This is a genomic window from Pseudomonas sp. B6001 (assembly GCF_013386015.1).
Taxonomy (GTDB): domain Bacteria; phylum Pseudomonadota; class Gammaproteobacteria; order Pseudomonadales; family Pseudomonadaceae; genus Aquipseudomonas.
In genome coordinates this window covers 77750-99683 of sequence record NZ_JACAOX010000008.1, presented here as the reverse complement: position 1 = coordinate 99683, position 21934 = coordinate 77750, and the positions used below count along the sequence as shown (strand labels likewise).

The window sequence follows — 21934 nt, the reverse complement described above, 5'->3', positions numbered from 1 at the left end:
TTTTAAATCAATCAACCTTAAAAAACAACTTAACAAATCAATCCGTCGGCGCAACACTCGGTTCATATGGCTGGCCCACAAACAATAAAAGAGGTGCATATGGCAGGTTTTGATAAACGCGTAGCGTCCTATGAAGAGGCGCTGGCAGGCCTGGAAGATGGCATGACGGTACTTGCCGGTGGTTTTGGCCTGTGCGGCATCCCGGAAAACCTCATTGCCGAAATCAAGCGCAAGGGCACCCGCAACCTGACCGTGGTCTCCAACAACTGCGGCGTCGACGGCTTCGGCCTGGGCCTGCTGCTGGAAGGCAAGCAGATCAGCAAGGTCTTCGCGTCCTACGTCGGTGAAAACGCCCTGTTCGAGAAGCAACTGCTCAGCGGCGAAATCGAAGTGGTCCTGACGCCCCAAGGCACCCTCGCCGAAAAACTGCGCGCAGGCGGTGCCGGCATCCCGGCCTTCTTCACCGCCACCGGCGTCGGCACGCCAGTCGCTGAAGGCAAGGAAACCCGCGAGTTCAACGGTCGCCCGTACCTGATGGAAGAATCCATCACCGGCGACTTCGCCATCGTCAAAGGCTGGAAAGCCGACCACTTCGGCAATGTGATCTATCGCCACACCGCCCAGAACTTCAACCCGCTGGCCGCCACCGCCGGCAGGATCACCGTGGTCGAAGTCGAAGAAATCGTCGAACCGGGCGAGCTGGACCCGGCGCATATCCACACCCCAGGGATCTACGTCGACCGGATCATTTGCGGCACCTTCGAGAAGCGCATCGAACAGCGCACCCTCCGCAAATAATCCACCAGCCCAAATAATAAGGAGACAAAAAATGGCTCTTACCCGCGAACAAATGGCTCAACGCGTCGCCCGCGAAATGCAGGACGGTTTCTACGTCAACCTCGGCATCGGCATTCCGACCCTGGTGGCCAACTACATCCCAGAAGGCATGGAGGTCATGCTGCAGTCGGAAAACGGCCTGCTGGGCATGGGTCCGTTTCCTACTGAAGAAACCATCGATGCCGACATGATCAACGCCGGCAAACAGACCGTCACCGCGCGCATTGGCGCGTCGATCTTCTCCTCGGCCGAATCCTTCGCGATGATTCGCGGCGGCCACGTCGACCTGACCGTGCTCGGCGCGTTTGAGGTCGATGTACAAGGCAACATCGCCTCGTGGATGATCCCCGGCAAGCTGGTCAAGGGCATGGGCGGCGCGATGGACCTGGTGGCCGGTGCCGAGAACATCATCGTGATCATGACCCACGCGTCCAAGGACGGTGAATCCAAGTTGCTCAGCCGCTGCAGCCTGCCGCTGACCGGCGCCAACTGCATCAAGCGCGTGCTGACGGACCTGGCCTACCTGGAAATCGAAAATGGCGCTTTTGTCCTCAAGGAACGCGCACCTGGCGTCAGTGTTGAAGAGATCGTCAGCAAGACAGCCGGTAAACTGATCGTCCCGGACAACGTTCCAGAAATGCACTTCCAGTGAGGACAGATTCCATGCAAGACGTCGTGATTGTTGCTGCCACCCGCACCGCCGTGGGCAGCTTCCAAGGTTCGCTGGCAAGCATCCCGGCCCCGGAGCTGGGGGCTGCGGTGATTCGTCGCCTGCTGGAGCAGACCGGCATCGACCCGGCACTCGTGGATGAAGTGATCCTTGGCCAGGTGCTCACCGCCGGCAGCGGCCAGAACCCGGCCCGCCAGGCCTCGATCCTCGCCGGCCTGCCCCACGCCGTGCCGGCGCTGACCCTGAACAAGGTCTGCGGCTCGGGGCTCAAGGCCCTGCACCTGGGCGCACAAGCGATCCGTTGCGGCGATGCCGAGGTAATCATCGCCGGCGGCATGGAGAACATGAGCCTGGCCCCGTACGTATTGCCGGCCGCCCGCACCGGCCTGCGCATGGGCCATGCGAAGATGATCGACAGCATGATCACCGACGGTCTGTGGGATGCGTTCAACGACTACCACATGGGCATCACCGCCGAGAACCTGGTGGACAAGTACGGCATCAGCCGTGAAGCCCAGGACGCCTTCGCCGCCGCCTCCCAGCAAAAAGCCACGGCGGCCATTGAAGCCGGGCGTTTCAGCGATGAGATCACGCCGATCCTGATTCCCCAGCGCAAGGGCGACCCGGTGGCCTTCGCCGTGGACGAACAGCCACGGGCGGGCACCACCGCCGAATCCCTGGCCAAGCTCAAGCCGGCCTTCAAGAAAGACGGCACCGTCACCGCCGGCAACGCATCCAGCCTCAACGACGGCGCGGCTGCCGTGCTGCTGATGAGCGCGGACAAAGCCAAGGCGCTCGGCTTGCCAGTGCTGGCCCGAATCGCCAGCTACGCCAACGCCGGCGTCGATCCCGCGATCATGGGCATTGGCCCGGTATCGGCCACCCGCCGCTGCCTGGACAAGGCCGGCTGGAGCCTGGGCGACCTGGACCTGATCGAAGCCAACGAAGCCTTTGCCGCGCAGTCACTGGCGGTGGGCAAAGAGCTGGAATGGGACGCGGCCAAGGTCAACGTCAACGGCGGCGCGATTGCCATCGGCCACCCGATTGGCGCGTCAGGCTGCCGTGTGCTGGTGACCCTGCTGCATGAAATGATCAAGCGTGACGCCAAGAAAGGCCTGGCCACCCTGTGCATCGGTGGCGGGCAAGGTGTAGCCCTGGCCCTTGAACGCAGCTGATTTCAAAGAGCAACATGGAAAAGGCCCGGTTCCACGAAAACCGGGCCTTTTCTTTATCGGTCAGTCCCGCGCCTGGGGCACCGCAAACACCGCATTTGCCCGCACCACCACCTTCTCCCCGACCTGCACGCTGACCGTGGCAAACGCCATCTGCCGCCCGCGCTTGTGATGCTCCAGACGCACCTCGACCCACTCCCCTACCTGCACCGCGCCGAGATAGTCCAGGGTCATGCTCGCCGTGATCAACGGCAGCGGCGGCTCGCTGGAAAACGCCATGGCGTAGCCCATGCCCACATCCGCCAGGGTGGCCAGCACGCCACCGTGCACGGTGCCGCGTCCGTTGGCGTGGCGGTTGTCGGCGCGCAGGCCGATTTCCAGCTGCAAGCCTTCACCTCGGCTATACACCGGGCCAAGCAGGTCCAGGAGTGGGCTGCTGCGACGCAGCGGGGTAAAGCCTTCGGGGATGGCATGGGCAGTCATGTCAGGTTCTTCCTTGGGGACAAGGCTGGAGGTGTATCCCACCGCAGCCATCCGGACCATCAACATCAGCCCGGTAAATCCCCGGTGATAAGCCTAACGCTTCATGCAGCGCTGATAACGCTCATCCACGCGCTTGGCAAACCAGGCCGTGGTGAGGTTGCGGGTGATCTTCGGGCTTTTCAGCACGATGCCCGGCAGGATCGCCCGCGGCACCGGTTTGCCGGCGGCCTTGTCGGCCAGGGCGAACACACGCTGGTACAGGGTGGTGTCTTCAAAATCCAGGCGCTCGCCCTGCTCCAGCTGGCTGCGGATGCTCGGGTTGCGCATGTCCAGCGCCTTGCCCAGTGAGCGCACTGCCAGCTCGGTGGTGCCTGGCAGGAACGAGCCGTAGTTGATCAAATCACCGTCCAGCGCCAGCGTGGTACCCGAGACCCGGCTGACCGCTGCCTGGAATGCGGCGTTGCGGCTGGCGTACCAACCGGCATTGAAATCGGCGAAGCGGTACAGCATCTGGTCGTAATTCACCGGGTAGCCCAGCAGATGGGTGATGCCAAAGTACATGCCGCCTCGGCGGGTAAACACTTCCCGGCGGATGCTGCCATCCACGGTGTAGGGATAATCCCGGGCCTGCTTCTGTGCGAAGTCGATGCTGACCTGCATCGGGCCTGCGGTATGCACCGGGTTGAAGCCGCCAAACAGCGTATTGCCCAAGGGCACGACACTAATGAAGTCGTCAAAGATTCCACTCAAATCCCGCTCGGTGCGCGCAGCGTTCAAGCGCTCGGCGTAGGACTTGCCGGTGGGCGAGCGCAGTTGCAGCGCCGTGCGCACCAGCACCGCCGGCACGTGGACTTTAGCGGCGCGGCGCAGGATTTCGTCCTGGGCGATCTTGCCCATGTTCGGTACCGGCGGGTCAACCTGATAGGTGGACTCCTGCTCGGTCACGGCCAATACCGCGCAGATGTTTTCCGTGCTGGGGTAGATTTTCTGCGTATTGAAGGCGGTGTAGATGTCCTGGGCCCAGCCGCCACGATCCGGCACGCTGGCCGGCATCAGCCGCACGATCTGCGCCTTTACCTCGGCTTCGCTGCGCTCCGGCAGTTGCTGGGTGCGCTGGCTGGAGCAGCCGGCCAGTACCAATAAGGTGGTAAGGCACAGGATGAGGCGAGATGAACGCATGGGGCTTCCTTGGGCGACAATGGGCCAGTCTTGGCAGATATCGACCGGTAAGTCTAACCGGGGTTCGCCGACCTGCCGCACTCGCCAAAAAAACCGCAACGTGAAAGGATCAGGCTCCCGTCGTTCCTACAAGGAGTTTGAATGCCATGCTTAGCCTGAACTTCCTGATCACCTGCCTGATCGTCGTGCTCATTCCCGGCACCGGCGTGATCTTCACCGTGTCCACCGGACTGACCGCCGGCAAGCGCGCCAGTGTGTTCGCCGCGCTGGGCTGCACCGCCGGGATCGTCCCGCACTTGTTGGCCTCCGTGCTTGGGCTGTCCGCCCTGCTGCATACCAGCGCCCTGGCGTTCGAAGCCCTCAAGTATGCCGGCGCCGCCTACTTGCTGTACCTCGCCTATGCCACCTGGCGGGACCGCTCGGCCTTTGCCATGAACGACGCACCGACGATTTCCAGCGCCAACAGCCTGATGGTGCGAGGCCTGTTGCTGAATATTCTGAACCCCAAGCTGACGATTTTCTTCCTGGCGTTCCTGCCGCAATTCGTCACCCCGGGCGCGGGCGCACCGGCCCTGCAAATGCTGTTGCTGAGCAGTGTATTCATGGCGATGACGTTTGCGGTGTTTGTGATTTATGGCCTGCTGGCCAATGTGTTCCGCCGCGCGGTGATCGAATCGCCACGTGTACAGAACTGGCTGCGCCGCAGTTTTGCAGCGGCGTTTGCGGGGTTGGGGCTGAACCTGGCATTTGCCCAGCGCTAAGTTGCAAGCAGCCGCGAACAGCCTTCTTGTGGCGAGGGAGCTTGCTCCCGCTGGACTGCGCAGCAGGCCCATTTTCAGGGCCGCTGCGCGCCCCAGCGGGAGCAAGCTCCCTCGCCACAGGTTACTTAGATCCCGGCGAGTGCCAGGTCCCTCGCCACAGGTTACTTAGATCCCGGCGAGTGCCAGGTCCATCGCGAAGTAGGTGAAGATCAAGTCCGCACCGGCGCGCTTGATCGAGCCCAGGGTTTCCCGCACTACGCGGGCTTCGTCGATCGCGCCCGCCTGGGCGCCGAACTTGATCATCGCGTACTCGCCGCTGACCTGGTACGCCGCCACCGGCAAACGCGAGGCTTCGCGGATGTCGCGGATGATGTCCAGGTACGCGCCGGCCGGCTTGACCATCAGCGCGTCCGCACCTTCCTGCTCATCCAGCAACGATTCGCGCACCGCTTCGCGGCGGTTCATCGGGTTCATCTGGTAGCTCTTGCGATCGCCCTTCAGCGCGCTGCCGCCGGCTTCGCGGAACGGGCCGTAGAGGGCCGAGGCGAACTTGGTGGAATAGGCCATGATCGGGATATGGCTGAAGCCTGCTTCATCCAGGGCCCGGCGAATGGCCTGGACCTGCCCGTCCATCGCGGCAGACGGCGCGATCACATCGGCACCGGCACGAGCGGCAGCCACAGCTTGCTTGCCAAGGTTGACCAGGGTGCGGTCGTTGTCGACTTCGGCGCCGTGCATCACGCCGCAATGGCCGTGGTCGGTGTATTCGCAGAAACAGGTATCGGACATCACGATCATTTCCGGCACCGCATCCTTGATGATCGAGGACATGCGCGACACCAGGCCACGCTCTTGCCAGGTGTCACTGCCCGAGGCGTCCAGGTGGTGGGACACGCCGAAGGTCATCACCGACTTGATCCCGGCTTTCGCATAGCGTTCGATCTCGCCGGCCAGCTTCGACTCGGGAATGCGCTGCACCCCGGGCATGCTGGTGATCGGCACGAAGTCGTCGATTTCTTCTTCAACGAAGATCGGCAGCACCAAGTCATTGAGGGTGAATTCGCTTTCCTGGAACAGGCCACGCAACTCCGGGGAGCGGCGCAGGCGGCGTGGACGGGCTTCGGGGAACTGGCTGGACATTGATGCTCCTGAAAAAAGGCAGGCCAAAAATCTTTGGGGCGAAAGCTTATGCCTCGTGCACCGCAGAGCACAAACGCCAAGTGCGGAACAGTTTATTGCAGGCTTGGTAACAATTGCATTGATCTAGAGCTGTAGACGGCCTTCAATGCAAACGGCAACCGCGCCGCCGACCCAGATTTCCTCGCCGCTGTGTTCAATGCGGATTCGCCCGGCGCGGCCCATGGCGGTGCCCTGGCTGACCACATAGCGGCTGGGCGCCAACCCCTCGCCCAGCAACCACTGGGCGACACCGGCGTTCAGGCTGCCGGTGGCCGGATCTTCCGGAGCGCCGTCGCCGGCAATAAAGGCCCGCACCTCAAACTGCGCCTCATCGCCATCCCGCTCGGGGTTCCACGGGGCGATCACGCCCACGGCCAAGCCCTGCAACTGCGAATAGTCCGGCCGCAGTGCCAGTACCTGCTCGCGATCCGCCAGCATCACCGCCAGCCAGCCCGCGCCGTTATCCACCCACTGGCTGCGCAAAATCGCACCGGGCTCAAGGTCCAGGGCCCGACGCACGCGCTCGACCAATTCAGCTTCCAGCGGGCCGGAACGCAGCAACGGTGGCGCGATAAACGCCAGTTCATCGCCCTGGCGGCGGATGCGCACCAGGCCGATCTCACACTCCTGGATGATCTCCTCCCCAGCGGGTTGGCCACCGGCCAGCAACCAGGCATGGCAACTGCCCAGGGTCGGATGGCCGGCAAACGGCAATTCCTTGAGGGTCGTGAAGATCCTTACGCGGTAGTCCGCTCGTGGATCACGGGGCTTGAGCAGGAAGGTGGTTTCGCTGAGGTTGGTCCAGTTGGCGAAATCCGCCATCTGCTGGTCGTTCAGGCTGTCGGCGCCCAGCACCACGGCCAACGGGTTGCCCTTGACGGCCACGCTGCTGAAAACGTCCAGTTGTTTGAAGTCGAAAGAAGCCATGCCGGTCCTTATGCTGGGATGTTCAAGCCACGGATCACCGCCGGCCGGGCGACAAACCCGTCCAGGGCCCGCAGTACGTTCGGGAAGTCGGTAATACCCACCAGGTCGCCGGACTCATAGAAGCCGATCAGGTTGCGAACCCACGGGAAGGTGGCGATATCGGCGATGCTGTACTCGTCACCCATGATCCAGGTGCGGCCCAACAGGCGCTTTTCCAGCACGTCCAGCAAGCGGCGCGACTCGGCGACGTAGCGGTCGCGCGGGCGCTTGTCTTCGTAGGCCGCGCCGGCGAATTTGTTGAAGAACCCCACCTGGCCGAACATCGGCCCGATACCGGCCATCTGGAACATCAGCCACTGGATCGTCTCGTAACGCATCGCCGGGTCTTCGGGAAGCAATTCACCGCTCTTCTCGGCGAGGTAGATCAGGATCGCGCCCGACTCGAACAGCCCCAGCGCCTGGCCGCTCGGGCCATTGGGGTCGATGATCGCCGGGATCTTGTTGTTGGGGTTCAGCGACAGGAACTCGCTGGAAAGCTGGTCCTGGGTCTCGAAACTGACCTTGTGCGCCTCGTAGGGCAGGCCGATTTCCTCGAGCATGATCGACACCTTGACCCCGTTGGGCGTGGGCAACGAATACAGCTGCAGACGCTCGGGATGCCGGGCCGGCCATTTGGCGGTGATGGGGAAGTCTGAAAGTGAGTTCATCATGGGACTCCTGATAAAAGTAGGAGAGTAGTGGTTCAGTGCCTATCGTGCATCCGTCTTAATTCAGCAACATCGGCGGGTTAATCTCCTGCACACGGCAAGGATGCCGCCCCATCTCCCCCGCGAAACGAACCAAACTGCCTTGGGGGACTCTTAAAGAGCGCCCGATGGCTGGGCTTGCTTGCCCTGAATCCCTGCACCGAGACTTAGAACCATCATGACCATCAAGCCTCTGTGCCTTGCGAAACGCTTCAAACGCTACTCCTACATCCTGCTGCCGGTATTGCTGGTGAGCGCCGCGGTCGGCCTTAGCCTGGAATCGCGGGTCAGCCGCGCCCAGCCGGTCGACGGCGTGCAAACCCTGGTGTTCCTGCGCCATGGCGAGAAACCTGCCGGGGGCCTCGGCCAACTCAACTGCCAGGGGCTTAACCGTGCGATGAACCTGGCCACCGTGCTGCCGGAAAAATTCGGCAACGCCAACTACGTGTTCGCACCCAACCCGACCCGCAATGTCGAGGAAGGCGAGAAAGACAACTCCTACAGCTACATCCGCCCGTTGATGACCATCAGCCCCAGCGCGATCAAGCTCGGGTTGCCGGTCAACATCAAGTTCTCGGCCAATGACACCAGCGCCCTCGCTGACGAACTGGTGGAAGACAAATACCACAACGCCGTCATCTACACTGCCTGGTCCCATGGGTATCTGCCGGACTTGATCAACAAGGTGGCAAGCGAGGCCGTCGGTGAAAAACATGTGATTACCGACGATTGGTCCGGCAGCGATTTCGATAGCTTGTATGTGTTGACCCTGACCTGGCACAACGGCAAGGCCTCGCTGCTCAGCCGCAACTACAAGCAAGGCCTGGACAATGGCCAGCAGACTTGCCCGGACGCAACGCAAGTCAGCGCCGATATCTGACCGCCCCCGAAGACCCGTGGCGAGGGAGCTTGCTCCCGCTGGAGTGCGAAGCGCTCCCAGAATTTTGGGGCCGCTTCGCAGCCCAGCGGGAGCAAGCTCCCTCGCCACAGTGCTTCGGAGGCGGCCTTGTACAGCGTATGATGTTGCGCTATTGACTCACCTGCGGATCATCTACATGTCCAACCTCTCCTCCACCCAGCCTGCCCGGGGCTGGTCCTTCTGGTGGAAACCAGCGCTGTTCCTGCTGGTGGCCTGCGTCGGCCTCTACTACGTGAAATGGTCGTCCTACTACGCCAAGGCGTTTATCGCGGCAGACAACCACAGCATCGGCGCCTCGATTCTCAACGACCAGCAAAGCGCGCCACTGGCCGCCGCGCTGGCCTATGCCCAGGTGTATTTCCTGGCGATCTGGAAGGCTGCGGTGCTGGCGGTCATTCTCGGCTCATTGCTGCAGGTGCTGATCCCACGGGACTGGCTGCTGCGCCTGTTTGGCCGTGCCGGGCTGGGATCTACCCTGCGTGGCGGGCTGTTCGCCCTGCCGGGGATGATGTGCAGTTGCTGCGCCGCTCCGGTGGCGGCCGGTATGCGTCGGCAGAAAGTCTCGGTCGGCGCGGCGCTGGCGTTCTGGATTGCCAACCCGGTGCTGAACCCGGCGACACTGGTGTTCATGGGCTTTGTGCTGGGCTGGGGCTTTACCGCGCTGCGGTTGGTGGCCGGGATCGTGCTGGTGGTGGGTGTTTCGCTGGTGGCGCAACGCATCGCGCGGCCGGAGCAGGTACCGGAAGCCGCGCTCGACGCCGTGGCCCAGGCCAGCCATGCCGAAACCGAACCGTTCCTGACCCGCTGGCTGCGCACCCTGTGGCAGCTGTTCTGGAGCACGATTCCGGTGTACATCCTGGCGGTGCTGATCCTTGGCGCGGTGCGGGTCTGGCTGTTTCCCCACGTTGACGGCGCCATGGCCAACAGCCTGGTGTGGCTGGTGCCTCTGGCGATTGTCGGCACGTTGTTCGTGATCCCGACCGCCGCCGAAATCCCCATCGTGCAGACCATGATGACCCTCGGCATGGGCACCGGCCCGGCCGTGGCCTTGCTGATGACCCTGCCGAGCGTGAGCCTGCCGTCGCTGCTGATGCTGCGCAAGGATTTCGATGCGCGGGTGCTGGTGACTGTGGCCGGCTTGACCATGCTGATGGGGGTGGTGTGTGGGCTGATCGGGGCGTTTATCCTGTAGTGATTGGGTGAGTTTGAGGGCCTCTTCGCGAGCAAGCCCGCTCCCACATTCGACCGCGTTTATCCTGTAGGAGCGCGGTCGAATGTGGGAGCGGGCTTGCTCGCGAAGGGGCCGGCGAACTCAATCAATCACGTACGCCGAGCGAGCCTGTCCCGGAAATACTCCACCACCGCCGCTTGCTCTCCCGCAAACTCGATGCGTGCGCCTTTGCTTTCCCGCTGGAACGCGTACATCGGGTCGTAATACTCACGCAACAACCCCTCAATCCAGCCGCGGTGCAACTCCACCGCGCCGCTGCTGGCTTGTTCTGCCAATGCTTCCTGCATGATCGCGTGCAACCGCGCAAACCGCTCGCCGCCCAGGCGCTTGTGGATATTGCCCAGGCTCTGGGTCAGGCGCTCGGCAAACAGTTCCTGGCCAGTGTCGCCAAACACCGCGACAAACTCGGCGCAGAGGTCCACTACATAATCCTTCAGGATGCGCTCCACCCGGCCTTCAACGCTGTCTTCCAGCCAGACCATCGGGAAGCCCTGCATGCCTTTGTGCAAGGGCAACGGCAGCGCGCAGCTGCCGATCATGCGGCTCTCATCCTCGACCACAAACTGCTCGATACCGGCGGCGCGCTTTTTCAGCAGGTCCACCGCCAGGCGGTTTTCGAAGTCGATGTTGGAAGGTTGCGCCGTAGCGCGTTTGCCGAAGCTGGAACCGCGATGGTTGGCGTGGCCTTCCAGGTCCAGGGCGTTGTTCAACTGGCCGAGCACTTCGGTCTTGCCGGTACCGGTCATGCCGCCCAACAGTACGAAGTCGCATTGCGCGGTGGCGCTTTCAACCGTGTCGAGCAGGAAAGTCCGCATGGCCTTGTAGCCACCGCCCACTCGCGGATAGTCAATACCCGCCTCGGTTTTCAACCATTGCTGGGCAATCTGCGAACGCATCCCGCCGCGAAAGCAGTACAGCAGACCATCCGGATTGGCCTGGGCAAAACGCGCCCAGTGTTCGATACGTTCGGCCTTGATCGCCCCGGACACCAGTTCGTGCCCGAGAACAATGGCCGCCTGCTGGCCTTGCTGCTTGTAACAGGTGCCCACCCGTTCGCGCTCGTCGTCGGTCATCAACGGCAGGTTGACCACCCCGGGAAACGCGCCCTTGATGAACTCGATCGGCGCGCGGGTATCCATCATCGGCCGGTCGTTGAGAAAGATATCGCGGTAATCGGTGATGTCGATGGGCATCAGAACACCTCTACCGCGTTGGTCTGTCGCTCAACCAGTTCGCCGATCGGCTCAAGGTTCAGGCCCAGCTCCGCCGCCACGGCGAGGAATTCGGCATTGCCTTCGAGGGTGACCGCCACCAGCAGCCCGCCGCTGGTTTGCGGGTCGCACAGCACGCGCTTGTGCAGTTCGTTCAGGCGCCCCAGCTTGCTGGCGTAGCTGTCGAAATTGCGCAAGGTGCCGCCGGGGACGCAGCCCTGTTCCAGGTAGTACTCAACCCCGGGCAGGCGTGGGACTTTTTCGTATTCGATGCGGGCAGTTAATTGGCTGCCGTCAGCCATTTCCACCAGGTGGCCCAACAGGCCGAAACCGGTGACGTCGGTCATGGCCGTGACACCGGCCAGCTTGCCAAAACGGCTGCCGGGTTTGTTGAGGGTGCACATCCAGTCACGGGCCAGGCCCACGTCGGCCTCGCGCAGCTTGCCCTTCTTCTCGGCCGTGGTGAGGATGCCGATGCCCAGGGGTTTGGTCAGGTACAGTTGGCAACCGGCGGTGGCGGTGTCGTTGCGCTTCATGTGGCGCTTTTCCACCAGCCCGGTGACGGCCAGGCCGAAGATCGGCTCCGGGGCGTCGATGGAGTGGCCGCCGGCCAGGGGAATCCCGGCAGCGTCACACACGGAACGGCCGCCGCGAATCACTTCCCGGGCAATCTCCGGAGCCAGCACGTTGACCGGCCAACCGAGAATCGCGATGGCCATCAACGGATCGCCGCCCATCGCATAGATATCGCTGATGGCATTGGTGGCGGCAATGCGGCCGAAGTCGAAGGGGTCATCGACGATCGGCATGAAAAAGTCGGTGGTGGACACCACGCCGCGCTCCTCGTCGATGGCGTACACCGCCGCGTCATCGCGCGAAGCGTTGCCTACCCAGAGCTTGGGGTCGAGGTTCTGTGCGCCACTGCCGGCGAGGATCACTTCCAGTACCTGAGGTGAGATCTTGCAACCGCAACCAGCACCGTGGCTGTATTGGGTCAGGCGAATCGGCTCGTTCATGGGTATCCCTCAAGGCGTCAAGTGGGCGGATTCTAGCAGACAGCAAAAGGCCGACTGCATGCAGTCGGCCTTTATGTTCAGCCCTTAGTGTTTGGCAGCAAGCCGTTTATGCCGGTTGCGTCGCATCATGTTCAGGCATTCGATAGCCGCCGAGAACGCCATGGCCGCATACACATAGCCTTTTGGCACATGGGCGCCGAAACCTTCGGCGATCAGCGTCATACCGATCATGATGAGGAAGCCCAGGGCCAACATCACAATGGTCGGGTTGTCGTTGATGAACTTGGCCAGCGGCTCGGCCGCCACCAGCATCACGATCACCGAGACCACCACGGCAATGATCATGATCGGCAAGTGCTCGGTCATGCCCACGGCGGTGATGATGCTGTCGATGGAAAACACCATGTCCAGCAGCAGGATCTGGCCAATCGCCGAGGCGAAGCCCAGGGTCACGCTCGGCGCGCCGGTGTCCACATGCTCCTTCTCGGGGTCCATGCTGTGATGGATCTCGGTGGTGGCCTTCCACACCAGGAACAGGCCACCGGCGATCAGGATCATGTCTTTCCAGGAGAACGACTGCCCCAGGATGTCGATGACCGGCTCGGTCAGCTGCACGATAAAGGCGATGGTGCTCAACAGGCCCAGACGCAGGATCAATGCCATGCTGATGCCGATGCGGCGGGCCTTGGCCCGGTGCTTCACCGGCAACTTGTTGGTGAGAATCGAGATAAAGATCAGGTTATCGATCCCCAGCACGATCTCCATGACGATCAGGGTGGCCAGTGCGATCCACGCGGTCGGGCTGGCGGCCAGTTGTAAAAGGTATTCCATAGGTCATTCCTGGTGTTGTGTGCGGGTATCAGGTTTCTTGGGAGGTGGACTCAGGCTTGCTGTCTTCCTGTTCCGGCTTGTCCGGCTTGCCTTGCGGCGGTGCGATCAAGCCCTTGGTCGCGTCACTCAACGCCTGTTCGGCGGCCTGGTGGGTGTCGTCAATCACTTGCTTGGCCGACTCGGTGGCCTTGCCCAGCAGTTGTTGCGCGCTTTTTTCCGCTTGGTCACAGCCACTGAGCATGACTAATGAAAGCCCAAGTAACGCCGTTGCGCCCAGGGAATTGAGTTTCATGATGCGTTCCTCGTTAGAACCGTCGGGTCCAAGTAGTGGCCCCTCGATAGCGACGCATTCTATGCAGGGGGACACTTCAGGAAAATTCGTATTTTTTTCGTTTATACTTCTGTTTTCACGAAGTATTGGTCGCCATGCTCAATTACCGACAACTGCACTACTTCTGGGTCGTCGCCAAGACCGGCAGCATCGTGCGCGCCTGCGAGCAACTGAACCTCACGCCGCAGACCATCAGCGGGCAGATCAGCCTGCTGGAACAGACCTTTGGCGTGGCATTGTTCCAGAAGGTCGGGCGCCAGCTGGAGCTGACCGAAGCCGGGCGCCAGGCGCTGCCCTATGCCGAGCAGATGTTCCAGCTGGGCAATGAGCTTGAAGCGATGTTGCGCACCCAGCCCAATGAGCAGCAGATCCTGTTCCGGGTTGGCGTCGCGGATGTGGTGCCCAAGTCCATCGTCTATCGGCTGATTGCGCCAACCATGGAGTTGAGCGAGCCGATCCGCATCACCTGCCGTGAAGACAAACTCGAACGCTTGCTGGCGGACCTGGCGATCCAGCGCCTGGATCTGGTGATCTCCGACAGCCCGATGCCGCCGCACCTGGACATCAAGGGCTACAGCCAGAAGCTCGGGGAATGCGGCATCAGTTTCTTCGCAACCCAGGCATTGGCTGACCAGCATCGCGGCGATTTCCCACAATGCCTGCAGGGTGCGCCGCTGTTGATTCCGGGGGCGGAGACGGTGGTGCGCAGCCGTTTGCTGCGCTGGTTTGCCGAGCAGCAGATCCAGCCTCGGATTGTCGGGGAATTTGACGACAGCGCGTTGATGCAGGCCTTTGGCCAATCCGGCAGCGGGATTTTCATCGCGCCGAGCGTGATTGCCGACGAGGTGGAACGCCAGTATGGCGTGGCGCTGATCGGCCAGACGGATGCGGTGACCGAATCGTTTTATGCAATCTCGGTGGAGCGCAAGGTCAAGCACCCCGGCATCGTGGCGATTACCGAAGGTGCCAGACGGGAGCTGTTCACCTCCCTGCCCTGAAGGCTCAGGCGCAGACGGCGCGAGTCTTGGCAGTCATCAGCCACAGCGCCAGCAGGATCGACAACAGGATAAAGCCCGCCGCGGCAAACCCGAGGCTGCCCAGGCCCAGGGTGTCGATCACGTGCCCGCCCACCAGCGCCCCCAGGCCAATCCCCAGGTTGGCCCCGGCAATGTTCAACGAGGCGGCAAACGCCGGCGCATGGGGTGCGGCCTTCATCAGTCGCACATGGCTGACCAGAAACAATGCCGCCTGGGTCACGCCCCATACCGCCATCGCCGCCGCCAACCCGATCGTGGAATGGATAGCGGGCACCAGCGCCACCATGCCGGCGATCATGAAACCGCAGAACACCATCGACGCAATCAGCGGATGACGGTCGACCATGCGCCCGCCCAAAGAGTTGCCGATCAGGCCGACCGCGCCAAAGCCCATAAGGCACCAGCCCACTACCGTGCCGTCAAAACCCGCCAGGCGTTCGAGAATGTCTGCCAGGTAGGTGTAGGCGGTGAACATCCCGCTGAACACCAGGATCGACAGCAGGATATGGCCCTGCATCAGCGGGCTGCGCAAGATCTTGAACTGCGAGCGCAGGCTGACCTGGTCGTTCTTTGCCCGGGTCTTCGGCAGGTAGATAAACAGCAGCAGGGCCTTGGCGAACGCCACCACCGCAAGAATGCCAAAGGCGGTGCGCCAGCCGAACATATCGGAAATCAGCGTGCCCACCGGGATCCCGAAGACCGTGGCACACACGATGCCGAAGCCGATTTTTTCAATCGCGCGGCCTGCGAAGTCCGGCCCCACAATGTCCACCGCTGTCTCGCTGGCCAGGGCCCAGAACACCGGCAATCCCAAGGCAGGAATCAGGCGCGCCAGGGACATGACCCAGATATTCGACGCGATCGCCGCCAGAGTGTTGGCCAGGCCGAACATGATCAGGATCGTGATAAACAGTCGCTTGCGCTCGAACCGGGCGAAATACGCGGTGAGGAACGGGCCAAACGCCGCCACGGTGAAGGCGAACAACGTCACCAGCAAACCGGCCTGGGACACGCTTACATCGAGGTCCCGGGCGATGGAAGGCAACAGGCCGACGATGATGAACTCTGTGGTCAGCACGGTAAAACCGGCTGCCGACAACAGCAGGATCGGAAACAACATCAAAAACTCCAGAAAACAGCGACATCAACGACAGCCCGGAGGGCCCGCTGATAGAGAAGAAATAAGAGGATGGGCAATGTTAACAGAATGTGTAGCGGCGTGGTGACGGAACGCCGCACCCGGATTAGACGTTTCCTACAGATGTTAGACTTCGCTCCTGCCAGATTCATGCTGCCTAGCTGCATCTATTAAAAAAACCAGAGACAACCTTTTTATGACTGCTGCCCCTTCCCTCTTCCAACGCCTGATGTCTATCAGCCTGGTCACCCAAATTGTCATCGGCCTGATCGCCGGTATCCTGTTGGCCCTGCTGTTGCCCGACGTCGCACAAGCCACCGGGTTTATTGGCAAGGTCTTTGTCTCGGCGCTCAAGGCCGTCGCGCCCATCCTGGTATTTGTGCTGGTGATGGCCTCGATTGCCAGCCACAAGCACGGCCAGGAAACCCATATCCGCCCGATCCTGTTCCTGTACCTGCTGGGCACGTTCGCTGCCGCCGTGGTCGCGGTGATCGCCAGCACGCTGTTCCCCTCCTCGCTGGTGCTGGCCACCCACGATGTGGCCGTCAGCCCTCCCGGCGGTATCGGTGATGTGTTGCAAAGCCTGTTGCTGAGCGTGGTGGACAACCCGGTCAGCGCGCTGATGAACGCCAATTTCATCGGTATCCTGGCGTGGGCCATCGGCATGGGCATCGCCATTCGCCATGCCAGCGACACCACCCGCACCGTGCTGGGGGACCTGTCCAACGGCGTCACGCTGATCGTGCGCATGGTGATCCGCTTCGCGCCCCTGGGGATTTTCGGCCTGGTGGCCTCGACCCTCGCCACGTCCGGCTTCGGCGCCCTGCTGGGCTACGCACACCTGCTTTTGGTGTTGATCGGCTGCATGCTGTTCGTCGCGCTGGTGATCAACCCGGCCATCGTGTTCTGGAAGCTGCGCCGCAACCCTTACCCGCTGGTGCTGATGTGCCTGCGGGAAAGCGGGATCACCGCGTTTTTCACCCGCAGTTCGGCGGCCAACATTCCGGTCAACCTGGCGTTGAGCAAGCGCCTGGGCCTGCATGAAGACACCTACTCGGTGTCGATCCCGCTGGGCGCCACCATCAATATGGCCGGCGCTGCCATCACCATCACCGTGCTGACCCTGGCCGCCGTGCACACCCTGGGCATTGCCGTGGACATCCCCACCGCCGTGCTGCTCAGCGTGGTCGCGGCGGTGTGTGCCTGCGGCGCGTCGGGGGTTGCCGGGGGCTCGCTGCTGTTGATCCCGCTGGCGTGCAGCCTGTTCGGCATTCCCAGCGAAATCGCCATGCAGGTGGTGGCCGTGGGCTTCATCATCGGCGTGTTGCAGGACTCGGCGGAGACCGCACTGAACTCGTCCACCGACGTGTTGTTCACCGCTGCCGCGTGCCTGGGCAAGGAAGAACAAGCCGCGTAGACCTTGCGCGCACAAAAAAGCCCGGGGAAGTTCGTGAATGAACCGCCCCGGGCTTTTTATTACAAGGCTTAGAACGCGCCCATGTAGTCGCGCTTGCCCACTTCCACGCCGTTGTGACGCAGCAAGGCGTAAGCGGTGGTGACGTGGAAGAAGAACTGCGGCAGGCCGTAGCTCAGCAGGTACGACTGGCCGCTGAAGCGCTTCTCTTTCGGGGTGCCAGGGCGAGTGATGATCTCGATGCCTTCTTTACCGTCGACCTGGGCCGGGGTGATGGTGTCGATAAACGCCAGGACCTTGGCGATCAGCGCTTGCAGGTCGGCGAAGGTGACTTCTGTATCGTCGTATTTCGGAACTTCGATTTCAGCCAGGCGGGCAGAAACGCCTTTGGCGAAGTCGACGGCGATCTGCACCTGGCGCACCAGCGGGAACATGTCCGGGTACAGGCGTGCCTGCAGGAAGGCGTTCGGGTCGATGTTCTTGGCGGTGGCGTGGGCCTCGGCCTTGTTCAGCACATCGCTCAGGGCGTTGAGCATTTGCTTGAAGACCGGGAGGGAAGCGGCGTACAGGGAAATAGTCATGACAGTCTCGACAGTTGTGGCAGGGTTTGAAACAGCCGCGATTATAGACATGCCGGCCACCGGCGCCGCTTGTCTTTTATTTTTTCAGGATTAGGCTAGTGAGCTCACTGCATTAGGGAAAGCGCGATGACCACCGAGCACGACACCACTTCCGAAGAGCCGCGCCTGAACAGCACGGAAATCCGCATCCTGGGCTGCCTGATCGAAAAACAGGCCACCAGCCCTGAAACCTACCCGTTGACCCTCAACGCGCTGGTGATCGCCTGTAACCAGAAAACCAGCCGCGAACCGGTGATGAACCTCAGCCAGGGCCAGGTTGGCCAGAGCCTGCGGGCCCTGGAAGGCCGCGGGTTTACCCGGCTGGTGATGGGCAGCCGCGCCGACCGCTGGGAGCATCGGGTGGACAAGGCGCTGGAGCTGGTGCCGGCCCAGGTGATTCTCAGCGGGTTGCTGTTCCTGCGGGGGCCGCAGACGGTCAACGAACTGCTGACCCGGAGCGGGCGCATGCATGACTTTGAAGACGCCGAGCAGGTGGTGCATCAACTGGAACGCCTGATTGCCCGTGGGCTGGCGTTGTTGGTGCCGCGTCAGTCGGGGCAGCGGGAAGATCGGTACATGCACGCCCTGGGCGACCCGGCGGACATTGAAGCGATCCTGGCGGCGCGTGGGAATCCGGTGGAGCGTGGTGCGGGAAGTGGGGTTTCCCTGGAGCGTATCGAAGAGCTGGAAGCGCGGATTGCGGCGCTGGAAGAGCGCCTTTCGCGGCTCGAATAATATTTGTGGTGAGTGGGCTTCTGTGGTGATGGAGCTTTTGTGGCGAGGGAGCTTGCTGTGGCGAGGGAGCTTGCTCCCGCTGGAGTGCGTAGCGCTCCCATTTTCTTGGGGCTGCTGCGCAACCCAGCGGGAGCAAGCTCCCTCGCCACAAAAGCTCACTCTCCAAAGCAAGCTCCCTCGCCACAGCAGGCTCACCCTCCACAGCAAGCTCACTCTCCACAGCAAGCTCACCCTCCACAGCAAGCTCCCTCGCCACAGCAAGCTCACTCTCCACACCGCCAGCGGTGATGCTCAGCTCCGGGCAAATGCCACCGCCGCCTGAAACTGTTCATCCGTCGGCCGCACGCCGGTGTACAGCACGAACTGCTCCAACGCCTGGATGGCGATCACTTCCAAACCGGTGATCACTCGTTTGCCCTGGGCCCGTCCACGCAGGATCAGTGGCGTTTCCGAGGGAATCGCCACCACATCGAAGACCGTCTCGGCCGCATCAACCGCGTCAGCTTCAAACGCCAACTGATCCGCTTCCGCCCCTCCGGTCATGCCAATCGGCGTCACGTTGACCAGCATCTGCGGGCGCAAGGCACCCAACTGCGCCTGCCACTCATACCCCAGGCTCTGGGCCAGCGCCCGGCCCGCTTCTTCATTGCGCGCCACGATCACGCCCTTGGCGTAGCCGCCATCGCGCAAGGCACTGGCCACCGCCTTGGCCATGCCGCCGCTGCCGCGCAGGGCGAAGGTCGAGTCCTTGGGCACCTGGTGCTTGTGCAGCAGTTGCTCGATGGCGATGTAATCGGTGTTGTAGGCCTTCAAATGCCCGTCGGTGTTGACGATGGTATTGATTGACGCAATGGCCCGCGCCGAATCGTCCAGCTCATCCACCAGGGCAATACAGGCTTCCTTGAATGGCATCGACACGCCACAACCCCGAATTCCCAAGGCCCGAATGCCACCGACGGCGCCAGGCAGGTCCTGGCTACTGAAGGCCTTGTAGTAGAAATTCAACCCCAACTGCTCGTACAGGTGGTTATGAAAGCGCAGGCCAAAGTTCCCGGGGCGCGCCGACAGTGACATGCACAGTTGGGTGTCCTTGTTGGGGTTCATCTGCATCGGTAACTCCTTGAAGCCATTCCAGAGGCGGTTTCGGATAGACGGAATACCCGCGCCGGCGGGTTGTCATGGATCATACGCACTGTGCCCGGCCACTTGTGTAAGCCAACCGATACAGACCTTACACAACCTTTACCTATCGGCTGTGCTGTTTTTTAGAAATACGCTGTCTTAAAAGTATCCCCGCGACAATCCTTGAGTCGATTGATTGCAGACCATGAGCGCAGGGGCTAACCGAGGAATGACCATGATTCGTAAACTCCCCAAGATCGCCTTGCTGATCGGCGCACTCGCTATGGCAGGACAGGCCTCCGCCCACGGTGGTGGTTGGGGTGCTCCGCTCGCACTGGGAGCCGTTGTTGGTGCAGTGGTAGGCGGCTCGATCGTCGCCAGCCAATCGCGGCCGGTCTACGTGCAACAACCGGTGTATGTCCAGCCGCAGCCGGTGTATGCCGCTCCGCCGCCGGTCTACTACGCACCGCCACCGCCTGTGTATGTGCAACAACAGGTTTATTACCGCCCGGCGCCGGTCTACTACGGCCCACCGCGCGGCTACTACGGCCCTCCACACGGCTATTACGGTCGCGGCTGGTAAGCCTCAACTGATACACCTGAACAGGCTCCGCCCTAAAAGCGGGGCCTTTTTTTGGCCTGCAGGTCTGAATAAATCTCGCCAAGGTCGTTATAAGGACAATGGCTGTGGCCAAATCCCACATCATTGATCTCAATAGGCGCTTGCCCGAACGGGGCCTGCGCTGTCATGTTTGTGTCTCAAAAGGCTTCCACTATCAACACTGTCCGACCAATAACAACAAGGACGATTGCCCATGCCCACGCAAAACCCACATCGCACCGCCGGCCTCTGCACCTCGAGCAAGGTCTATAGCGTACTGACGGAGCTCAAGGCCCTGGAAGGCCATCGCAACGCCAAGTTCCTGTCCTTGCTGACGGAAAACCTGGTGCGCAAGGGCCTGCTCAGTGAACAGGAAGTGGTGCATATGCTCGACCAGGTGGTCGACTGACTGAGGGTCGCTCGATAACAGTGATGTCGACTATCGAGCAGGTTGATTTTCCCTGAAGGCCTACGCACCGTAATGTCACCTCCATAGCGTATCGGAGGTCATCATGCCCACTATTCAAATCATGTCTGTCATCGGCAGTGCCGTTCCCGCCTCTCTGCGGGAGCTTGGCTTGCTCGCCTGCTGGTACCTGGTACGCGATGGCGAAGCCATCAGCGGCCCACTCACTTCATTACCGGCCGCCCAGGCCCTGTCGGTCAAAATGGCGCATTGCTTTCATGCCTAAGGCAGTTGCACCCGCGGTTTGGTTTCCACAAACAGCGCCCAGCTGGACATGAACAACGCAGCAATCAGTGGCCCGATGACAAAGCCGTTCAAGCCAAAGATCGACAGGCCGCCCAAGGTTGAGATAAGGATCAGGTAATCCGGCATGCGGGTGTCCTTGCCCACCAGGATGGGCCTTAGCACATTGTCCACCAGCCCGATCACAAATACCCCGAACAACCCGAGCACCACGCCCTGCCAGATCGACCCGCTCAGCAGGAAGTACGCCGCCACCGGCCCCCACACAATCCCCGCGCCCACCGCCGGCAGCAGCGACAGAAACGCCATCAACACCGCCCAGAGCAGCGCGCTGGGAATGTCCAGGAACCAGAAGATCAAACCACCCAACGCGCCTTGCGTGACCGCTACCAGCACGTTGCCTTTCACCGTGGCACGCACCACCCGGTTGAACTTCAATTGCAGGCGACGCTTCTGCGGTTCGGCCAGCGGCACCGCGGTGCGCACCTTGCGCACCAGCTCGGGGCCATCGCGCAGCAGGAAGTACAGCAAGTACAGCATGATGAAAAAGCTCACCAGGAAATCAAACGTGCCCTGGCCGAAGCTGAACGCCTGGGTCGCAAAAAACTGGCTGCCCTGCATCGCACTCTTGACGATCTTCTCCCGCAGGCCTTCCAGGTTGCCCATGCCGAAGCGGTCCAGCAGATGCTGGAAATACGGTGGCAGGAAGTTCTTGAACTGCTCGATATACCCGGCAACGTCGAGCTTGCCGCTCTCGACGTTCTTGTAAAGCGTCGCGCCCTCCTGCACCAGCAAGGCACTGGTGATGATCACCGGCAGAATCGCGATTATCAGGCACACCGTCAGGGTTGCCAGAGATGTGAGATTGCGGTTCCAGCCAAAACGTTGCTGGAAGCGCCGTTGCATCGGCGCAAAGATGATCCCCAGGATCACCGCCCAGAACACCGCGCCGTAGAACGGCAGCAAAATCCAGATAAACGCGATGGTCACCAGGGCGAGCAGTAACAGCAGGGTTTTGAATTGCAGATTGGTTTGGTTCATGTCCGGTCCATGTCTAAAACACCA

25 protein-coding genes are annotated in these 21934 nt (G+C 61.7%); 12 read left to right on the top strand and 13 right to left on the bottom strand.

Going from position 1 to position 21934, the window contains the following annotated elements; all coding sequences use genetic code 11:
* Positions 1 to 99 precede the first annotated feature (99 nt).
* From HX821_RS10575 to HX821_RS10565, 3 genes are read left to right on the top strand one after another with little or no spacing between them, the layout of a single operon-like run.
* On the top strand, positions 100 to 798 hold the full coding sequence (locus tag HX821_RS10575; RefSeq protein WP_008435892.1) for a CoA transferase subunit A: 699 nt from the start codon (positions 100 to 102) through the stop codon (positions 796 to 798).
* 31 nt (positions 799 to 829) lie between these two features.
* Complete coding sequence (locus HX821_RS10570; protein ID WP_177035713.1) at positions 830 to 1489, top strand: CoA transferase subunit B; 660 nt, start codon at positions 830 to 832, stop codon at positions 1487 to 1489.
* 11 nt (positions 1490 to 1500) lie between these two features.
* The gene (locus tag HX821_RS10565) at positions 1501 to 2682 is read left to right on the top strand and encodes an acetyl-CoA C-acetyltransferase (protein WP_003211627.1); all 1182 of its coding nucleotides are present in this window, start codon (positions 1501 to 1503) and stop codon (positions 2680 to 2682) included.
* A 60-nt stretch (positions 2683 to 2742) separates the two neighbouring features.
* Here the strand turns inward: HX821_RS10565 and HX821_RS10560 are convergent, their stop codons facing one another.
* Together HX821_RS10560 and HX821_RS10555 are read right to left on the bottom strand one after the other, a co-directional pair.
* Positions 2743 to 3162, bottom strand: a complete 420-nt coding sequence (locus tag HX821_RS10560) for a PaaI family thioesterase (RefSeq protein ID WP_003211628.1) — start codon at positions 3160 to 3162, stop codon at positions 2743 to 2745.
* Between the two features lie 93 nt (positions 3163 to 3255).
* On the bottom strand, positions 3256 to 4341 hold the full coding sequence (locus HX821_RS10555) for a DUF1615 domain-containing protein (RefSeq protein ID WP_177035712.1): 1086 nt from the start codon (positions 4339 to 4341) through the stop codon (positions 3256 to 3258).
* 146 nt (positions 4342 to 4487) lie between these two features.
* Between HX821_RS10555 and HX821_RS10550 the strand changes: the two genes are divergently transcribed.
* Positions 4488 to 5102 carry a LysE family translocator gene (locus HX821_RS10550; RefSeq protein ID WP_177035711.1) on the top strand — a complete coding sequence of 205 codons (615 nt, stop codon included), beginning with the start codon at positions 4488 to 4490 and terminating at the stop codon, positions 5100 to 5102.
* A 165-nt stretch (positions 5103 to 5267) separates the two neighbouring features.
* On the opposite strand, the gene hemB is transcribed toward HX821_RS10550, so the two are convergent.
* From hemB to HX821_RS10535, 3 genes are all read right to left on the bottom strand, one after another.
* Positions 5268 to 6242, bottom strand: a complete 975-nt coding sequence (gene hemB / locus HX821_RS10545; RefSeq protein WP_003211635.1) for a porphobilinogen synthase — start codon at positions 6240 to 6242, stop codon at positions 5268 to 5270.
* A gap of 123 nt (positions 6243 to 6365) precedes the next feature.
* Positions 6366 to 7208 carry a PhzF family phenazine biosynthesis protein gene (locus tag HX821_RS10540; protein ID WP_177019734.1) on the bottom strand — a complete coding sequence of 281 codons (843 nt, stop codon included), beginning with the start codon at positions 7206 to 7208 and terminating at the stop codon, positions 6366 to 6368.
* Positions 7209 to 7216: 8 nt separating this feature from the next.
* Positions 7217 to 7915 carry a glutathione S-transferase N-terminal domain-containing protein gene (locus HX821_RS10535; RefSeq protein ID WP_087694098.1) on the bottom strand — a complete coding sequence of 233 codons (699 nt, stop codon included), beginning with the start codon at positions 7913 to 7915 and terminating at the stop codon, positions 7217 to 7219.
* Between the two features lie 217 nt (positions 7916 to 8132).
* On the opposite strand from HX821_RS10535, the gene HX821_RS10530 reads away from it, so the two are divergent.
* Positions 8133 to 8834, top strand: a complete 702-nt coding sequence (locus HX821_RS10530; protein WP_102604857.1) for a histidine phosphatase family protein — start codon at positions 8133 to 8135, stop codon at positions 8832 to 8834.
* A gap of 175 nt (positions 8835 to 9009) precedes the next feature.
* Positions 9010 to 10065 carry a permease gene (locus tag HX821_RS10525; protein ID WP_177035710.1) on the top strand — a complete coding sequence of 352 codons (1056 nt, stop codon included), beginning with the start codon at positions 9010 to 9012 and terminating at the stop codon, positions 10063 to 10065.
* 128 nt (positions 10066 to 10193) lie between these two features.
* On the opposite strand, the gene mnmH is transcribed toward HX821_RS10525, so the two are convergent.
* The 4 genes from mnmH to HX821_RS10505 all read right to left on the bottom strand — a co-directional run bounded on the left by mnmH (position 10194) and on the right by HX821_RS10505 (position 13454).
* Positions 10194 to 11297: a tRNA 2-selenouridine(34) synthase MnmH gene (mnmH, locus tag HX821_RS10520; RefSeq protein ID WP_008435919.1), complete on the bottom strand. Its 1104-nt coding sequence runs from the start codon at positions 11295 to 11297 to the stop codon at positions 10194 to 10196.
* Positions 11297 to 12331 carry a selenide, water dikinase SelD gene (gene selD, locus HX821_RS10515; protein ID WP_177035709.1) on the bottom strand — a complete coding sequence of 345 codons (1035 nt, stop codon included), beginning with the start codon at positions 12329 to 12331 and terminating at the stop codon, positions 11297 to 11299. Before selD ends, mnmH begins: the two co-directional genes overlap by 1 nt.
* Before the next feature lie 84 nt (positions 12332 to 12415).
* Positions 12416 to 13162, bottom strand: a complete 747-nt coding sequence (locus HX821_RS10510; protein ID WP_003211245.1) for a TerC family protein — start codon at positions 13160 to 13162, stop codon at positions 12416 to 12418.
* Between the two features lie 28 nt (positions 13163 to 13190).
* Positions 13191 to 13454: a hypothetical protein gene (locus HX821_RS10505; RefSeq protein ID WP_023658942.1), complete on the bottom strand. Its 264-nt coding sequence runs from the start codon at positions 13452 to 13454 to the stop codon at positions 13191 to 13193.
* Positions 13455 to 13588: 134 nt separating this feature from the next.
* On the opposite strand from HX821_RS10505, the gene nhaR reads away from it, so the two are divergent.
* A complete protein-coding gene (nhaR, locus tag HX821_RS10500; protein WP_003211241.1) occupies positions 13589 to 14491 on the top strand; it encodes a transcriptional activator NhaR in 903 nt (300 codons plus the stop codon).
* Between the two features lie 4 nt (positions 14492 to 14495).
* Here nhaR and HX821_RS10495 read toward each other — a convergent pair whose 3' ends face one another.
* On the bottom strand, positions 14496 to 15650 hold the full coding sequence (locus HX821_RS10495) for an MFS transporter (RefSeq protein WP_008435923.1): 1155 nt from the start codon (positions 15648 to 15650) through the stop codon (positions 14496 to 14498).
* A 214-nt stretch (positions 15651 to 15864) separates the two neighbouring features.
* Between HX821_RS10495 and sstT the strand changes: the two genes are divergently transcribed.
* Positions 15865 to 17085 carry a serine/threonine transporter SstT gene (gene sstT, locus HX821_RS10490; RefSeq protein WP_003211235.1) on the top strand — a complete coding sequence of 407 codons (1221 nt, stop codon included), beginning with the start codon at positions 15865 to 15867 and terminating at the stop codon, positions 17083 to 17085.
* Positions 17086 to 17153: 68 nt separating this feature from the next.
* Here the strand turns inward: sstT and HX821_RS10485 are convergent, their stop codons facing one another.
* On the bottom strand, positions 17154 to 17663 hold the full coding sequence (locus tag HX821_RS10485; protein WP_003211233.1) for a DUF1993 family protein: 510 nt from the start codon (positions 17661 to 17663) through the stop codon (positions 17154 to 17156).
* A 126-nt stretch (positions 17664 to 17789) separates the two neighbouring features.
* Here HX821_RS10485 and HX821_RS10480 point away from each other — a divergent pair, with 126 nt between their 5' ends.
* Entirely contained in the window at positions 17790 to 18437 is a 648-nt protein-coding gene (locus HX821_RS10480; protein WP_003211232.1) for a YceH family protein, read from the top strand.
* Between the two features lie 291 nt (positions 18438 to 18728).
* On the opposite strand, the gene HX821_RS10475 is transcribed toward HX821_RS10480, so the two are convergent.
* Complete coding sequence (locus HX821_RS10475) at positions 18729 to 19547, bottom strand: shikimate 5-dehydrogenase (protein ID WP_003211230.1); 819 nt, start codon at positions 19545 to 19547, stop codon at positions 18729 to 18731.
* Between the two features lie 241 nt (positions 19548 to 19788).
* Here HX821_RS10475 and HX821_RS10470 point away from each other — a divergent pair, with 241 nt between their 5' ends.
* The 3 genes from HX821_RS10470 to HX821_RS10460 all read left to right on the top strand — a co-directional run bounded on the left by HX821_RS10470 (position 19789) and on the right by HX821_RS10460 (position 20852).
* On the top strand, positions 19789 to 20142 hold the full coding sequence (locus HX821_RS10470; protein ID WP_008435927.1) for a hypothetical protein: 354 nt from the start codon (positions 19789 to 19791) through the stop codon (positions 20140 to 20142).
* 232 nt (positions 20143 to 20374) lie between these two features.
* Positions 20375 to 20569 (top strand): hypothetical protein, encoded by a 195-nt coding sequence (locus HX821_RS10465; protein WP_003211226.1) that lies wholly within the window; start codon positions 20375 to 20377, stop codon positions 20567 to 20569.
* A 103-nt stretch (positions 20570 to 20672) separates the two neighbouring features.
* Positions 20673 to 20852: a hypothetical protein gene (locus tag HX821_RS10460; protein ID WP_003211225.1), complete on the top strand. Its 180-nt coding sequence runs from the start codon at positions 20673 to 20675 to the stop codon at positions 20850 to 20852.
* Here the strand turns inward: HX821_RS10460 and HX821_RS10455 are convergent.
* Positions 20849 to 21910 (bottom strand): AI-2E family transporter, encoded by a 1062-nt coding sequence (locus HX821_RS10455; protein ID WP_003211223.1) that lies wholly within the window; start codon positions 21908 to 21910, stop codon positions 20849 to 20851. The two genes, HX821_RS10460 and HX821_RS10455, sit on opposite strands and share 4 nt — an antisense overlap.
* Positions 21911 to 21934 lie beyond the last annotated feature (24 nt).